This is a genomic window from Acuticoccus mangrovi, from assembly GCF_016411865.1.
In the GTDB taxonomy this organism is placed as follows: Bacteria; Pseudomonadota; Alphaproteobacteria; order Rhizobiales; family Amorphaceae; genus Acuticoccus; species Acuticoccus mangrovi.
The window spans coordinates 197,862-212,212 of sequence record NZ_JAEKJA010000007.1 but is presented as its reverse complement, the minus strand read 5'-3'; the positions used below and the strand labels follow the sequence as shown (position 1 = coordinate 212,212).

General features: G+C 70.8%; 11 protein-coding genes. 4 read left to right on the top strand and 7 right to left on the bottom strand.

What is annotated here, in order from left to right; genetic code table 11:
• Nucleotides 1-2: 2 nt before the first annotated feature.
• From JCR33_RS10185 to xylF, 3 genes are all read right to left on the bottom strand, one after another.
• Nucleotides 3-788 carry an ATP-binding cassette domain-containing protein gene (locus JCR33_RS10185; RefSeq protein ID WP_198881942.1) on the bottom strand — a complete coding sequence of 262 codons (786 nt, stop codon included), beginning with the start codon at nt 786-788 and terminating at the stop codon, nt 3-5.
• A complete protein-coding gene (locus tag JCR33_RS10180; protein WP_198881941.1) occupies nt 788-2,089 on the bottom strand; it encodes a sugar ABC transporter permease in 1,302 nt (433 codons plus the stop codon). Before JCR33_RS10180 ends, JCR33_RS10185 begins: the two co-directional genes overlap by 1 nt.
• Before the next feature lie 89 nt (nt 2,090-2,178).
• On the bottom strand, nt 2,179-3,201 hold the full coding sequence (gene xylF / locus JCR33_RS10175; RefSeq protein ID WP_211110225.1) for a D-xylose ABC transporter substrate-binding protein: 1,023 nt from the start codon (nt 3,199-3,201) through the stop codon (nt 2,179-2,181).
• Nucleotides 3,202-3,576: 375 nt separating this feature from the next.
• On the opposite strand from xylF, the gene JCR33_RS10170 reads away from it, so the two are divergent.
• Nucleotides 3,577-4,674: an ROK family protein gene (locus JCR33_RS10170; protein WP_211110198.1), complete on the top strand. Its 1,098-nt coding sequence runs from the start codon at nt 3,577-3,579 to the stop codon at nt 4,672-4,674.
• Nucleotides 4,671-6,251: a CRTAC1 family protein gene (locus tag JCR33_RS25500; protein WP_198881940.1), complete on the top strand. Its 1,581-nt coding sequence runs from the start codon at nt 4,671-4,673 to the stop codon at nt 6,249-6,251. Before JCR33_RS10170 ends, JCR33_RS25500 begins: the two co-directional genes overlap by 4 nt.
• Nucleotides 6,252-6,398: 147 nt before the next feature.
• Here the strand turns inward: JCR33_RS25500 and JCR33_RS10160 are convergent, their stop codons facing one another.
• From JCR33_RS10160 to ltnD, 3 genes are read right to left on the bottom strand one after another with little or no spacing between them, the layout of a single operon-like run.
• Nucleotides 6,399-7,145, bottom strand: a complete 747-nt coding sequence (locus JCR33_RS10160) for a hydroxypyruvate isomerase family protein (protein WP_198881939.1) — start codon at nt 7,143-7,145, stop codon at nt 6,399-6,401.
• Nucleotides 7,142-8,386: a 3-oxo-tetronate kinase gene (gene otnK / locus JCR33_RS10155; RefSeq protein ID WP_198881938.1), complete on the bottom strand. Its 1,245-nt coding sequence runs from the start codon at nt 8,384-8,386 to the stop codon at nt 7,142-7,144. Before otnK ends, JCR33_RS10160 begins: the two co-directional genes overlap by 4 nt.
• Nucleotides 8,383-9,291, bottom strand: coding sequence for an L-threonate dehydrogenase (gene ltnD / locus JCR33_RS10150; RefSeq protein WP_198881937.1), 909 nt, complete (start codon nt 9,289-9,291; stop codon nt 8,383-8,385). Before ltnD ends, otnK begins: the two co-directional genes overlap by 4 nt.
• A gap of 132 nt (nt 9,292-9,423) precedes the next feature.
• On the opposite strand from ltnD, the gene JCR33_RS10145 reads away from it, so the two are divergent.
• On the top strand, nt 9,424-11,859 hold the full coding sequence (locus JCR33_RS10145) for a Gfo/Idh/MocA family protein (protein ID WP_198881936.1): 2,436 nt from the start codon (nt 9,424-9,426) through the stop codon (nt 11,857-11,859).
• A gap of 43 nt (nt 11,860-11,902) precedes the next feature.
• A complete protein-coding gene (locus JCR33_RS10140) occupies nt 11,903-13,282 on the top strand; it encodes a hypothetical protein (RefSeq protein ID WP_198881935.1) in 1,380 nt (459 codons plus the stop codon).
• A gap of 39 nt (nt 13,283-13,321) precedes the next feature.
• On the opposite strand, the gene JCR33_RS10135 is transcribed toward JCR33_RS10140, so the two are convergent.
• Complete coding sequence (locus JCR33_RS10135; RefSeq protein ID WP_198881934.1) at nt 13,322-14,188, bottom strand: RNA polymerase factor sigma-32; 867 nt, start codon at nt 14,186-14,188, stop codon at nt 13,322-13,324.
• Nucleotides 14,189-14,351: the final 163 nt, after the last annotated feature.

Sequence of the window (14,351 nt, the reverse complement as noted above, 5' to 3'; positions counted from 1 at the left end):
GCTCAGACCGCCGCCCGCGGGTTCTTGCCGAGAATGATCATCGACAGGATGTCGTCTTCGGTGACGTCCTCGACCCGCTCGGTGCCGACGAGCTGGCCGTTCTTCATCACCGCCACCCGGTCGCAGAGTTCCATCATCTCGCGCGTGTCGTGGGAGATGAGGATGATGCCGAGCCCCTGCTTCTTCAGCTCCTCGATGAGCTCGGCCACCATCTGCGTCTCGTGCACGCCGAGCGCGGCGGTGGGCTCGTCCATGATGAGAATCTTGGCGTTGAAGTAGACCGCCCGCGCGATCGCCACCGACTGGCGCTGCCCACCCGACAGCGCCGACACCGGCTCGCTCAGCCGTTTGAAGTTGGGGTTGAGCCGCGCCATGATCTTGCGCGTCTCCGCCTCCATCTTGGCGTCGTTCATCAGCCCGAGCGGCGTCACCAGTTCGCGGCCCAGGAAGAGGTTGGCGGTGGCGTCGAGATTGTCGGCGAGCGCCAGCGTCTGGTAGATCGTCTCGATGTTGTAGCGTCGGGAGTCGCGCGGGCTCTCGATCTTCACCGCCTCGCCGTTGATGCGGATGGTGCCCGAATCCATGCGATAGGCACCGGACAGGATCTTGATCAGCGTCGACTTGCCCGCCCCGTTGTGGCCGAGGAGGCCGAGCACCTCGCCGGCGTGGAGGGTCAGGGACACCCCGTCCACCGCGTGGACGCCGCCGAAGGCGAGGCGGATGCCGTCCATCTCGACGAGCGGCGTCGCGCCGGGCGAGGCGTGCTCCGCGTCCATGGTCGCCGCCATCACTTGCCCCCCGTGCGCTTGCGATACTGGATGTCGATGAGCACCGCGAGCACGAGCACCGAGCCCACGACGATGTTCTGAAGCGGCGCGTCGACGCCCACCATCGCCATGCCCGACTGCAGCGACTGCATGATCAGGGCTCCGAGGATCGCGCCGTAGATGGTGCCGATGCCACCCGAGAGGGCCGTCCCGCCGATCACCGCGGCGGCAATGACGCGCAGCTCGTCGAGCGTGCCGATGTCGTTGGAGTGGTTGGCGAGGCGGGCAGAGGCGACCACCGCGGAGAGGGCACAGAGGGCACCCATGATGGCGAACACCTTCACCGTCAGAAGGCGCGTGTTGATGCCGGAGAGCTCGGCGGCATCCGGATTGCCGCCGGTGGCGAAGATGTAGCGGCCGAGCCGGGTGCGGCGGGCGATCACCGTCATCGCCACCGCGATGGCGATCAGGACGAGCACCGAGACCGGCAGCCCGTAGCCCATGGAGAAGCCCTCGGGAATCTCTTGCCCGCGCGCCTCGAAGATCCGCCGCAGCCGGCCGATCGGCACGTCGTAGGCGTTGAGGATCGCGATGAAGCCGACGATCGCCCCCGCCGCGACGAGCGCCAGGAGGCCTTCCGCCCAGAGAGGCTTCACCGGGAAGCCGTGGGCGAGCTTGGAGCGGCGCGCCATGAAGATCACCGCCACGGCCGCCACCGCCGCCACCGCGGCGACCGCCCACGAGGCGTCGGTCCCGAGCGTCCCGTTGATGCCGCCGAACTTCATGAAGGTGGCGTCGAGCGGCCCGATGGTCTGGCCCGCGGTGAGGTACCAGGCGACGTTGCGCCATACGAGGAGCCCGCCGAGCGTGACGATGAAGGCCGGGATCGACAGATAGCCGACCAGAAATCCCTGGAAGGCGCCGATCGCCGTGCCGACGACGAGGCCCACCACGATCGCGACGAGCCAGATGATCGGATGGCCGAGGCCGAGCCCCAGGACGTCCGGCAGCAGCCAGGTCTGCGTCATCGCCATCACCGCCGAGCAGGCCGCGAGCAGCGAGCCCACCGACAGATCGATGTTGCGCGTGACGATCACGAACACCATGCCCGTCGCCATGATCGCGACGGACACGGTCTGGATGGTGAGGTTGAAGATGTTGCGCGGGGTGAGGAAGCGCCCGTCCGTCACCACGTTGAAGACGAGGCAGAGGACGACGAAGGCGCCGATCATCCCGAGCAATCGCGTGTCGATCTCGAGGGCCTTGAACAGGCTCTTCTTGGCCTTGGGCGTAGCGCCGGCAGGGGCGGCAGTATCGGTCATGGCACGCCTTTCCGAGGCGGAATGGAACGGGCGGGCGGGACGGGACCCGCCGCCGGGCCGCCCCGAAGGCGGCCCGGCCGATCACGAACTCAGTTGCAGGGCGAGGGACCGTCGGCGACGCCCTGGCAGAGGGTGTCCTGATCGATCCAGCCCGCGTCGACCACGGCGTCGAGATTGTCCTTGGTGATGGGCATCGGCGCGAGGAACTTGGCCCACAGCTCGGTGCCCGCCGGCGACGTCCACTCCTTGGCGCCGTCGACCTCGCTCATCTTGGTGCCGTTCGCCATCGCCACGGCGATCTCGCCGGCCTCCTTGCCGAGCTCGCGGGCGTCCTTCCACACCGACACGGTCTGGGTGCCGCGGGCGATGCGGTTGAGGGCGGCATGGTCGCCGTCCTGGCCCGACACCGGGGTGCCTTCCATGCCCTGCGCCGTCAGCGCGGCCACCACGCCACCCGCGGTGCCGTCGTTGGAGGCGACCACGGCGTCGACATTGTTGTCGTTGGCGGTGAGGATCTGCTCCATGTTGCGCTGGGCGTTCGCCGGCAGCCAGCCGTCGGTATAGGCCTCACCGACGATCGTGATGTCGCCCGCGTCGAGCGCCTTCTGCAGCACCTCCTGCTGGCCGCCGCGCAGGAAGTCGGCGTTCGGATCGGTGGGCGAGCCCTTGATCATCACGTAGTTGCCTTTCGGCACCAGGTCGTAGATCGCCTTCGCCTGCATGCGGCCCACCTCCACGTTGTCGAAGGTGAGGTAGAAGGCGCGCGGGTCCTCGATCAGCCGGTCGTAGCCGACGACGGGAATGCCCTCGTCGGCGGCGAGCTGCACGGCGGGGCCGATCGCCTGCGAGTCCTGCGCCAGGATGATGAGCGCGTCGGCGCCCTGGGCGATCAAGCTCTCGACGTCGCTGAGCTGCTTGGCCGAGGACGACTGCGCGTCGGCCGAGATGTAGGACGCGCCGGCGGCCTCGAGCGCGGCCTTGATCGCCGCCTCGTCCGTCTTCCAGCGCTCTTCCTGGAAATTCGACCAGCTGACGCCGACCGTGACGTCCTGCGCCAGCGCGGCGGAGCCGAGACCGGCCACCGCCAGCGCGGCCGCCATGATGGTCTTCATCATCATCACTTCCCTCCCAGAGCTTCCCCCTTGTCGTGCGCAAATGCGGGGGTGGTGCGTCAGATTGGCATTTTTATTTCAGCTGTCAAAATAAAAATCTCATTTCGCATGTGCGAAATGCTCCCCTGATGCCATTCTGCTAATTTCACTGGCATTTTTCGTGCACTTCGGCATGATAGAGCGAGATATAGCTTCGCTCACCGAAGGAATTGCGCCATCGATATTCCCGCCGATTCCTCGCTGTCGACGCCCGGCCGCGGTTGCGGCCCGCTGCTGCAACGGCAGACCGAGACACGACCCCTGCGCCAACGTCTGTTCGAGCTCCTGCGGGCCTCGGGAGCCTCGAGCCGCAGCGATCTCGCCCGCGAGCTCGCCGTGTCGCCGGCCTCGGTCACCGCCATCACCTCCGAGCTGATCGCCAACGGCCTCGTCGCCGAGGTGGAGGGGGTCCCGCGCGACGCCTCGCGCGGCCGCCCGCCGGTGGCACTCACCGTGAGGCCCGACGCCTTCGTCATCGCCGGCATCAAGCTCTCCGACGACGCCCACTCGGCCGTCATCCTCAACTTCGCCGGCGAGATGATCGCGGAGGCGACGACCACCTCGGCGGCCTATCGGATGACCATCGCCGAGACCCTCAACGAGACCGAGGAGGTGCTGGAGGCCGCCCTCGCCGTCGCCGGATTGCGACGCGGTGACCTCGCCGGCGTGGGCCTCGGCCTGCCCGGCGTGATCGATCACGCCGCCGGCATCGCGCTGTGGTCACCGCTTCTCACCGAGCGGGGCGTCGCGCTCGGCGCGATGCTCGCCGAACGCCTCGGCCTCCCCGTCGCCATCGACAACGACGCCAACCTCCTCACCCTCGCCGAGCTGTGGTTCGGCGCCGGCCGCGAGATGTCCGACTTCGTGGTGGTCACCATCGAGAACGGCGTCGGCATGGGGATGGTGCTGCAGAACCAGCTGTTCCGCGGCGGCCACGGCCTCGGCATGGAGCTCGGCCACACCAAGGTGCAGCGCGACGGCGCCCTCTGCCGCTGCGGCCGGCGCGGCTGCCTCGAAGCCTACGTCGCCGACTACGCGCTGGTGCGCGAGGCCCAGACGGCGCTCGACTGGAACCGCGACACCGCCGAGAGCGCCCGCCACCTGCTCGACCGCCTCTTCGCCGAGGCGAAGGCCGGCAATCAGGCCGCCCGCTCCATCTTCCGCCGTGCCGGCCGCACCCTCGCCGTGGGCCTCTCCAACGTCATCCAGCTGTTCGACCCGCACCTCGTCATCCTGTCGGGCAGCCAGATGCGCTTCGACTATCTCTACGCTCAGGACGTGCTCAGCGAGGTCGCCTCCCTCACCCTCGACACCGGCCGGCCGACGCCGCGCGTCGAGATCAACGCGTGGGGCGACATGGTGTGGGCGCGCGGGGCCGCCGCCCTCGCCCTCGCCCGCCTCACCGAGCAGCTTCTCGGCGAGAATCGCGGGTGAGCCGGCTCTTCCGCCCTGCGCGCTTCGCCGAGGCGGTCCTTCTCGGCCTCCTCGCCGCCGGCTCCGCCGCGGCCGCGGACGCCGACACTCACGCCCCGGCGGTCCCGCGCTTCGTCGACGCCGCGTCCGCCCTCCCCGGCCCACCCCACGTCTACGCCGGCGGATGGGAGCATTTCGTGGGCGGCGGCGTCTCCGTGTTCGACTGCAACGGCGACCACCGACCCGACATCGTCGCCGCCGGCGGCAGCGAACCGGCCCGCCTCTACGTCAACGCCACCCCGCCCGGCGGCCCGCTCGCCTTCACCGCCGGCCCGCCCCTTCCGGGTGCCACCGAGACCACCGGCCTCTGGCCCCTCGATCTCGACGGCGACGGCATCCTCGACCTCGCCATGCTGCGCGTCGGCCCGAACCGCCTCCTCGCCGGCGCCGGCGACTGCTCCTTCGCCGACGCCTCGGCGCGCTGGGGCTTCGTCTCGGACGACCGCTGGAGCACGGCCTTCAGCGCCACCTTCGAGCCCGGCGCCGATCGCCCCACCCTCGCCATCGGCAACTATGTGGACCGCGCCGACCCCGACGGGCCCTTCGAGGCGTGCGACGACAACCTCCTCTACCGCCCGGGCCCGGAAGGCTACGCGGCCCCCGTCACCCTCGCCCCGGGCCACTGCGCCCTGTCGATGCTGTTTTCCGACTACGCTCGCCGCGGCCGCGCCGATCTCAGGATCTCCAACGATCGCCACTACTACGTGCGCGGCGGCTACGAGGAGATGTGGCGCATGCCCGACCTCACCCCGCTCGGCCCGGCCGAGGGGTGGGACAAGATCTCCATCTGGGGAATGGGCATCGCGAGCCGCGACCTCACCGGCGACGGGCTGCCCGAGGTGGTGCTCACCTCGATGGGCGACCAGCTGATGATGATCGCCACCCCCGACGGCTACGAGATGGCCCCCTACACCATCGGCACCTTCGCCCAGCGCCCGTTCCTCGGCGACGACGGACGCCCCTCCACCGGCTGGCACGCCGAGTTCGCCGACGTGAACAACGACGGCCTCGCCGATCTCTTCATCGCCAAGGGCAACGTCGACCAGATGCCGACCAACGCCATCGCCGATCCCAACAACCTCTTGATCCAGCGCCCCGACGGCACCTTCTTCGAGGCCGCCGACACGGCCGGCGTCGCCTCCCTCGCCCGCTCGCGCGGCGCCGCCCTCGCCGACCTCGACGGCGACGGCACGCTCGACCTCGTCGTGGTGAACCGCCGGGCGCCGCTGGAGCTCTGGCACAATCGCGGGCCGGCCGGGGGCGCCCTCACCGTCACGCCCCGCACGCACGGGCCGAACAGCTACGCGATCGGCGCCTTCGTCGAGCGCCGCCGCGCCGACGGAAGCCTCGAGACGCGCGAGATCACCGTCGGCGGCGGCCATGGCGGCGGCACGCTGGGCCCGGTCCATTTCGGCCTCGGCACCGCTCCGAGCGCGGACATCCGCATCGTCTGGCCCGACGGCACGGCGAGCGCGTGGACCACCCTCGCCGCCGGCACCCACACCGAGATCTGGCGCGGCGCCGACCTTGCCCACTGAGCGAGCGTTGCCGCGACATGGAGCCGTGTCGCGGCCCGAGCCACGTGGCAAGCAGGACGGAGTGTGGGTCACGCGACGGACCCTCGGCCGCCTCACCCGTCGGGCACACACCGTCGTCCCGCTGCGGTGCCTCGGCGATCGCGCGCGTCAGAGAAAAGCGTCGCGCCAGCCGAGCCCCTCTTCCACCGTCCCTTCCGGCCAATATTCGCAGCCGAAGGCGCCGGTGTAGCCGGCGTCCTGGAACGCCGGCAGCAGGAACGGGTAGTTGAGCTCGCCCCGGTCCGGCTCCGCCCGGGTCAGCCCGCCGGCGATCTGGACGTGCCCGATCAGCGGCAGATGGGTATGGAAGCGGGCGAGAACGTCGCCGCTCGCCCGCTGCACGTGGAAGCAGTCGAACATGATCTTCACGTTCTCCCGCCCCACCTGCTGCAGGATGTCGGCGGCCTGCTCCACGGTGGAGAGGAAGTAACCCGGGATCGCCTGCGGCGAGATCGGCTCGACGAGGAAGGTGATGTCCGGCGCGAGCCCGGCCGCCTCGTCGAGACGGGCGATCAGGCGCTGGGTGCCCGCCGGATCGTCGGTGCGGCCGGAGAGGACGTGCACCGCCGCGCCGCCGAGAGCGCGGGCGACGGTCACCGCCGCGCCGATGTCGGTGCGCGCGGTATCCTCCTTGCCCGCCAGGGCCGCCGTTCCGTTGGTGTCGCCCATGCGGATATTGATTCCCACGACCGGAGTGCCGCCGAGAGCCTCACGCACCGCGTCGAGGTCGGTGCGTTGGGCGTCGTCGTGGAACTCCACCAGCGCGAAGCCGGCGGCCTTCGCCGCCGCGATGCGCTCCAGAAACGGCAGCTCCTTCCACAGGAAGCCCAGATTGGCGGAAAACGCGTAGCTCATCGTCCCATCACTTTCATCGCCTTCTCGAAGAAATCCGGCGCTCCGAAGTTGCCGGACTTCAGCGCGAGCACCAGTTCGCCGGAGCGCACTGCCGGCACCCCGGGGTCGATCTTCGGCCCGATCTCCAGCGCCTCGAGCCCCAGCGCCGTCACCACCGCGCCGGAGGTCTCGCCGCCCGCGACGATCAGCCGGCGCGCGCCCTTCGCCGCAAGCCCTTTCGCCACCTCGCCGAAGAGATGCTCCAGCGCCTCCGCCACGCGGGCGCCCCCATGCCTGCGCTGCGCCGCGGCAACCGCTTCCGGGTCGTCGGAGGAATAGACGAGCGGCAGACCTTCGGCGGCCATTGCCCAGTCGACGAGCTCGGCGGCGGTCAACGTGCCGTCCATCACCCCGTCGGTGTCGATCTTCCACTGCGGCCCGTGGCGGGCGTGCTCGGCCACCTGGCCCCGCGTCGCCTTGGAGCAGGAGCCCGACAGGGCGACCGCCTTGCCGTTCGTGCCCCGCCAGGCTCCCGCGTGGGAGGCGATCAGCCCGGCCCGCCGGTAGACCACCGGCAACCCCAGCGCCACTCCCGATCCGCCGACGAGGAGCGGGAAGCCCTCCGCTGCGTCGGCGATCAGGGTGAGGTCGTCGTCGTCGATGGCGTCGACCACGGCGAGCTGGCGCCCGCCGTCGCGCTCGGCAAGGAGCGCCGCCCGCAGCGCCGCCGCCCCCTGCCGCACCGTCGGCAGCGCCACGTGCCCCACCGCCCCTTTGGTCTGGCGCGCAAGCCAGCGGCGGATGTCGGGATCGGTCATCGGGTTGATCGGGTGGTTCTCCAGTCCCGATTCGGACAGCAGCGCATCGCCGACGAAGAGGTGGCCGAGATAAAGGGTCCGGCCCGTCGCCGGGAACACCGGGCACACCACAACCGGATCGCGCGTCCCAAGCCGTGCGATCAGCGCTTCGGCGACCGGCCCGATATTGCCCTCGGGGGTGGAATCGAAGGTGGAGCAGATCTTGAAGAGGAACTGCCGGCACCCCGCCGCGATCAGCCAGTCGAGCGCCGCGAGCGACTGGCGCACCGCCTCGTCGGCGGCGATGGAGCGCGACTTCAAGGCGACGACACCCGCCTCGACGCCCGGATCGGCCGCCGCCTCGGGAACGCCCACATATTGCACGGTCCGCATGCCGCCGTCGGCGAGCATCAAACCGAGATCGGAGGAGCCGGTGAAATCGTCGCCGATCGCCCCGAGGATCATGCCGCGTCTCCGGGCAGGGTGATCCCGCCGTTGCGGGCGTAGACCTTGGCGACCGCCGCATCGTCCTCACGCCCGAGGCCCGAGCCGGACGCAGCGAGGAACTGGGTCAGCGCCGCCGCGGTCAGCGGCGCGGAGAAGCGCGCCTCGCGGGCGATGTCGTCGACGAGCCCGAGATCCTTGACGAAGATCTCCACCGCCGACAGGGGCGTGTAGTCGCCGTCCCGGATGTGCGGGCCGCGGTTCTGCAGCATCCAGGAGTTGCCGGCGCACTCGTCGATGATGGCGATGATCTCGCCCGGATCGAGGCCCTGCGACATGCCGAAGGTGATCGCCTCCGCCGCCGCCACGATGTGCACCCCGGCGAGGAGCTGGTTCACCGCCTTCATCGCCGATCCCTTGCCGGGCTCGGTGCCGAGCCGGTAGACCGTCCGCGCCAGCGCGGTCAGCACCGCGTCGGCCCGCGCGAACGCCGTCTCGGTGCCGGCGGCGAGGATCGCGAGATCCCCCTCGGCCGCCCGCGCCGTACCGCCGGACACCGGACAGTCGAGATAGCGGTCGCCGCCGACGCGGCCGGCCACCTGCCGGGCGAAGCTCGGCGGCACGGTCGCCGCGTTGATCACCACCGCGTCGGGAGAGAGGCGCCCCATCAGTCCGCCGGGGCCGAAGCGGTTGTCGTCGAAGAGGGTCGCCTCCACCTGCGCCGCGTTCACCACCATCAGGAGCACGGCCGAGACGTCGGCGAGCGCCTCCGGGTCCGCCGCGACGCCGCTCTCCTTGGCGAAGGCGAGCTCTCGCTCGCCGACCACGTCGAAGCCCATCACGGCGAAGCCGGCGCGCACCAACACCCGCGCCATGCCCCCGCCCATCGCGCCGAGCCCGACCACGGCCACCTTTTCTTGTGTCATTGTGGGTCCTCCCTTGGCCCCGACCTTAGAGGGCGCGCCGCCATAAGAAAATCGTCGCGTCGAGCGATGCGGCGGCTCGCGCGCTTGGCGCGAATGTGGCACACGCGAAGCCGCTGGGAGAAACGAGGGCCCATGGGAAAGATCGCGATCGTCGGCGCCGGCTTCGTCGCGGATGCCTATCTGCGGGCCGCCTCCCACTTTCCCGACCATCGCTTCAGTGCGGTGTGGGACGGCGATCCCGAGCGCCTCAGCCGCTTCGCCGCCCATTGGAACGTGCCCATCGCGCGCGGCGTCGACGACCTCTTCACCGGCCCGAAGCGACCCCATCTGCTCCTCAACCTCGCACCGCTCGAGGCGCGTGCCGCGATCACCCGCGAGGCGCTCGGGGCGGGCATCCCGGTCTATTGCGAGGCCCCGCTTGCCGCCGACATCGGCGAGGCCGCGAACCTCAGGGACTACGCCGCCCAGCACAATCTCGCCCTCGCCACGACCCCGGCGAGCCTCCTCGGCGAGACGGCACAGGCCGCCTGGTCGGCGGTACGGCGACGGCAGATCGGCAAGCCTCACCTCGCCGTCGCCGAGCTCCATCACGGCTATCTGGCGCAGGCCCCGTTCCGCGACTGGACCTCCGAATCGGGCGCGCCGTGGCCGGCACGCGAGGCGTTCGGCGTGGGTGCGCCGCTTTGGGGCGGGACCGACCATCTCGCCTGGCTTCTCGCGATCTTCGGCCCCGTGCGCTCCCTCGTCGCGAGCACCGCCTGCCTGGTGCCCGACAAGCTCGGCGACGGCGCCCCCAACGGCCCCGACTTCGCCACCGCCACGCTCCATTTCGACGACGGGATCGTCGCTCGCCTCACCGCCTCCATGGTCGCCCGCAAGGCGGAGACGCTGCGCATCGTCGGTACGCGCGGCACGCTCACCGTCGACGGCACCACCGGCGCGGTGCGCATCGCCCGCCGCAACACGGTGCGCCACCAGCTCGTGGAAGGCCTCGCGTCGGAGACCGTGCATATCATGGGTCCAGCGCGGCGCCGCTTCGGGCTGCGCCTCGGCGGCGCGGGGCACAACCTCATGACCGGCCCCGCCGAGCTGCTCGACGCCATGGACGAGGCCCGGCCGGCGCGCCTTGCCGCCGACTTCGCCTTCCACCTCACCGAGGTGCTGGTGACGATCGCCGACGCCGGCCCGGAAGGCCGCACGCAAGACATCACTTCGACCTTCGAGCCGCCGGCGCCGATGCCGTGGGCTCGTCCCTATCGCAGGCGGGAGAGCACGGTGGACACCATCAAGCTGGGCATCGTCGGCACCGGAGCGGCGGCGCGGGAGATGCGCGAGGCCATCCTGTCGGAGCCGCACTTCGAGCTGGTCGCGGTGGCCGGGGAGACCATCGACCTCGCCGAGGCCTTCGCCGGCGAGAACGAGCTGGAGCGCGCCTACGGCAGCGTCGCCGACCTCCTCGCGAGCGAGATCGACGCCGTCGTGGTGGCCGGCGCGCCGGCGACGCGCGCCGCGGCGATCGTCGCCGCCCTTGCGGCCGGCAAGCCCGTCCTCGCCGCCTCGCCCTTCGCCGTCAGCGCCGCGGAAGCGCGCCGCGTGCTCGACACCGCGCGCGACAAGGGTGTCCTCTTCATGGAGGCGCTCGCCGCTCCCTTCCTGCCCGCCCACAAGCGCGCGGTCGAGATCGCCCATTCGGGCGACATCGGCGACGTGGTGCACTTCTCCCTCGACCACGGCGCCCCGGCGAGCGCGGAGACGGCGCCCGCCCTCTTCGCCCCCGACGGCGGCGGGGTGGTGCTCAACGGCCTCGCCGCGCCGCTGGCGCTCGCCATCACCCTCTTCGGCGAGGTGAGCGAGATCGACGAGGCGATCGCGAGCGACGACCGCGTCGACGTGCATGCGAGCCTGCAGGTGCGCCACGCGGGCGGCGGGATCAGCCAGCTATCCGCCTCGCTGACGACGATGATGTCGAACACCGCCCGCATCGCCGGCACCCGCGGCGCGGTGCGCATCGAGGAGCCGGTGCTCGCCGCCGAGACGCTGTCGGTGCGCAAGCTGCCGCCGGCCGCCGCCGCGGCTCCCGAGCCGCCCCCCGCCGGCGGGACGGCCCCCGCGATCGGCGCCGGCACCAAGGAGCAGATCGCCGCCCGCCTCAAGCGCAGCGGCGTAATGCGGCGGATGAGCCGCGCGGTGTCCCACCCCCGCCACGAGACGCACGGCTACGGCGCCGCGCCGGAGAGCGCCATGCTGGCGCACTTCGCAAGCCTCGTGACCGACAAGAAGGCCGAGAGCGACGTCCTCCCCCTCGACCTCCTCGCCGCGCTGCAGGCGATCCTCTTCGACCTCCGCCCCGCCCCGAGCGCACCACCCGTTCCGATGCCGGCGCCCCCCGCCGAAGTCTACGATCCGGACGCCTGGGAACGGCGCGGGCCGCCGGCGGCGAGCCGCCCGGGCCCGCCACCGGCCACCAGCGAGGCGTTCGAGGAAGACGACGACGAGGATGACGAGGACCACGAGGGCGGCGACGAGGACGCCCCCAAATCGGCTGACAGATCCCAACCGGACGGTTAATCCTCGCCCCACAAGGTCCCGAGGACCCCAACGAGGAGCTCAAATGTCCGCCTTGCGTCAGCCTCTGTTCATCGTGGTGTCCGCGATCGCCATCATTGCGATCGCCGCCGCCGTCGCCTTCGCCATCAAGGGCTCACGCTCGGCGGCCGATCTGACCGCCCAGCTCGAAGAGGCCATGGGCACCCGCGCCACGCTGCAGTCGGAGTACGACGCCCTCGCCGCCGCCCGCGGCGAGCTCGAGGAGGTGGAGGCCGCCGTCGCCGAGGGCGAAGCCCGTCTCGCCGAGGTGCGCGATGCCGTCGACGCCGGCGAAGCGAGCACGGCCGAGGCCGACGCCGAGGTCGCCCGCCTCACCGACACCGCCGCGACGCTGAAGGACGAGATCACCACCCTCGAAGCCCGCCTCGCCGACGGCCGGGAGGCGGAAGCGGCCGCGGCGACGCGCATCGAGGAGGTTCGCGCCACCCTCGCCGAGCTCGAGACCAACCGCGAGAATCTGAGCACCGCCGTCGCCGATCTCGACGAGCGCGACAGCGCTCTCACCGCCCGTCTCGCCGAGGCCGAAGAGGCCCTCGCCGGCCGCCAGGTCGAAGTCGAGGACGTGCGCACCAAGCTCGAGGCGATCCGCGGCGAAGTGGAGAAGCTGACCGCCACCCGCGCCGCCCTCTCCGACGAGGTCGACACCCTCAACGCCGAGAATGCGACCCTCGCCGAGGCGATGTCCCAGTCGCAGGACGAGTTGACCGCCGCCCGCGCCGAGGTGGAGGCGGCCGAGACCCAGCAGAGCGCCTTGGAGGAGGAGATCGCGACCCTCACCAGCCAGCGCGACGCTCGCGCCGACGAGGTCGCCGCCCTCGAAACGCGCAACGCCGAGCTCGAAGCGAAGGTGGGTGCGCTTCAAGAGACGCGCACGTCGCTCGACACCGCCGTGTCGGCGCTCGAGGAGCGCAACAGCAGCCTTTCGGCCACCATCGCCAAGATCGAGGACAGCAAGGAAACGCTGATCTCCTCGATCGAGGCGCTGCGCGACCAGCTCACGTCCGGCACCGAGGCGCTCGCTCCGCTGCTCGCCGAGCGCGACGCCGCCGAGACCGTGCCGGCGACCGACGCCGAGCCCGCCTCGCCCACGGCCGACGCCAGCGAGAGCCTGCCGCCGCTCCTCGCCGGCGTCTACGCCAACGACAGCGTCGAGGCCACCTTCGGCGAGGACGACCTGTTTTCGCTCAAGATCGCCGACGGGCCGGAGGTCGCGGGCAGCTTCAGCTTCGACGGCACCCTCTTGCGCCTCTCCGGCGTCGAGGGCGAGGGGGCGGCAGCCTTCCCGATTACCTGCCGCGGCACGCTGACGGACGAGACGCTGTCGCTGATGGCCTACAAGGGCTCGTGCATGGCGCTCGCCGGGATGGAGCTGAAGCGCCGATAACGAAAAAGCCGCCGCGCCCGAGGACGCGGCGGCATTTTCCTACCCGGTGAAGACGGAGCGCTCGTGGTCGCGCAGCAGCGCCACGCGCAGCTTCTGGAGCGCGCGGTTCTCGATCTGCCGCACCCGCTCCTTCGAGATGCCGAGCTTTTCGCCGAGCGATTCGAGCGTCGCGCCGTCCTCCGACAGGCGACGTTCCCGCACGATGCGAAGCTCCCGCTCGTTCAATTCCTTCAGCGCGTCGTGCAGCCAGATGCTGCGGCGGTCGGTGTCGATGCTGTCCGACACCGTCTGATCCTGCAGCGGCTGGGTGCAGGGGATGAAGTCCTGCCGGTCCGCCGCCGCCGAATCGCTCTCCATCACCGGCGCGTTGAGCGAGGTGTCGGGCGCGGAGAGGCGGGAATTCATCAGCTCCACGTCGGCCTTCGACACGCCCACCGCGGCGGCGATCTCCTCGTACATCGCCGCGTCCGGCACGCCGGTGCCGGTGCGCGCCATCTTCGCCCGCAGGCGCCGCAGGTTGAAGAACAGCGCCTTCTGGGTGGACGAGGTGCCGCCGCGCACGATCGACCAGTTGCGCAGAATATAGTCCTGGATCGAGGCCCGGATCCACCAGGTGGCGTAGGTGGAGAAGCGCACGTTGCGCTCCGGCTCGAAGCGGGCGGCCGCCTCCAAGAGGCCGACATGACCCTCCTGGATGAGGTCGCCCATCGGGAGGCCGAAATGGCGGAAGCGCGAGGCGATGGAGATCACCAGCCGCATGTGCGACGCGGTCAGCTTGCCGAGCGCCTGCTCGTCGTGCTCGTCGCGCCACTTGAGCGCCAGATCGTGCTCTTCATCGCGTTCGAGGTAGGGCGCACTCATCGCCGCCTTGACGAAATGACGCGGTGAACCAGTTTCAGACGTCATAGAGCCCCCCAAGCCAGTGCCGTGGAACCGTGGCAAAGGGGAAAGTCTGGATCGGCGGGATTTGTTCCCGGCGGCGTTCGCGCGCGCCGAATTTTTTTGATGTAGATTAAGTTTCGCGTAAAGCAAGTGGCCGGGCGCGGGTGCCACTGTGGCCGGCGTCGCC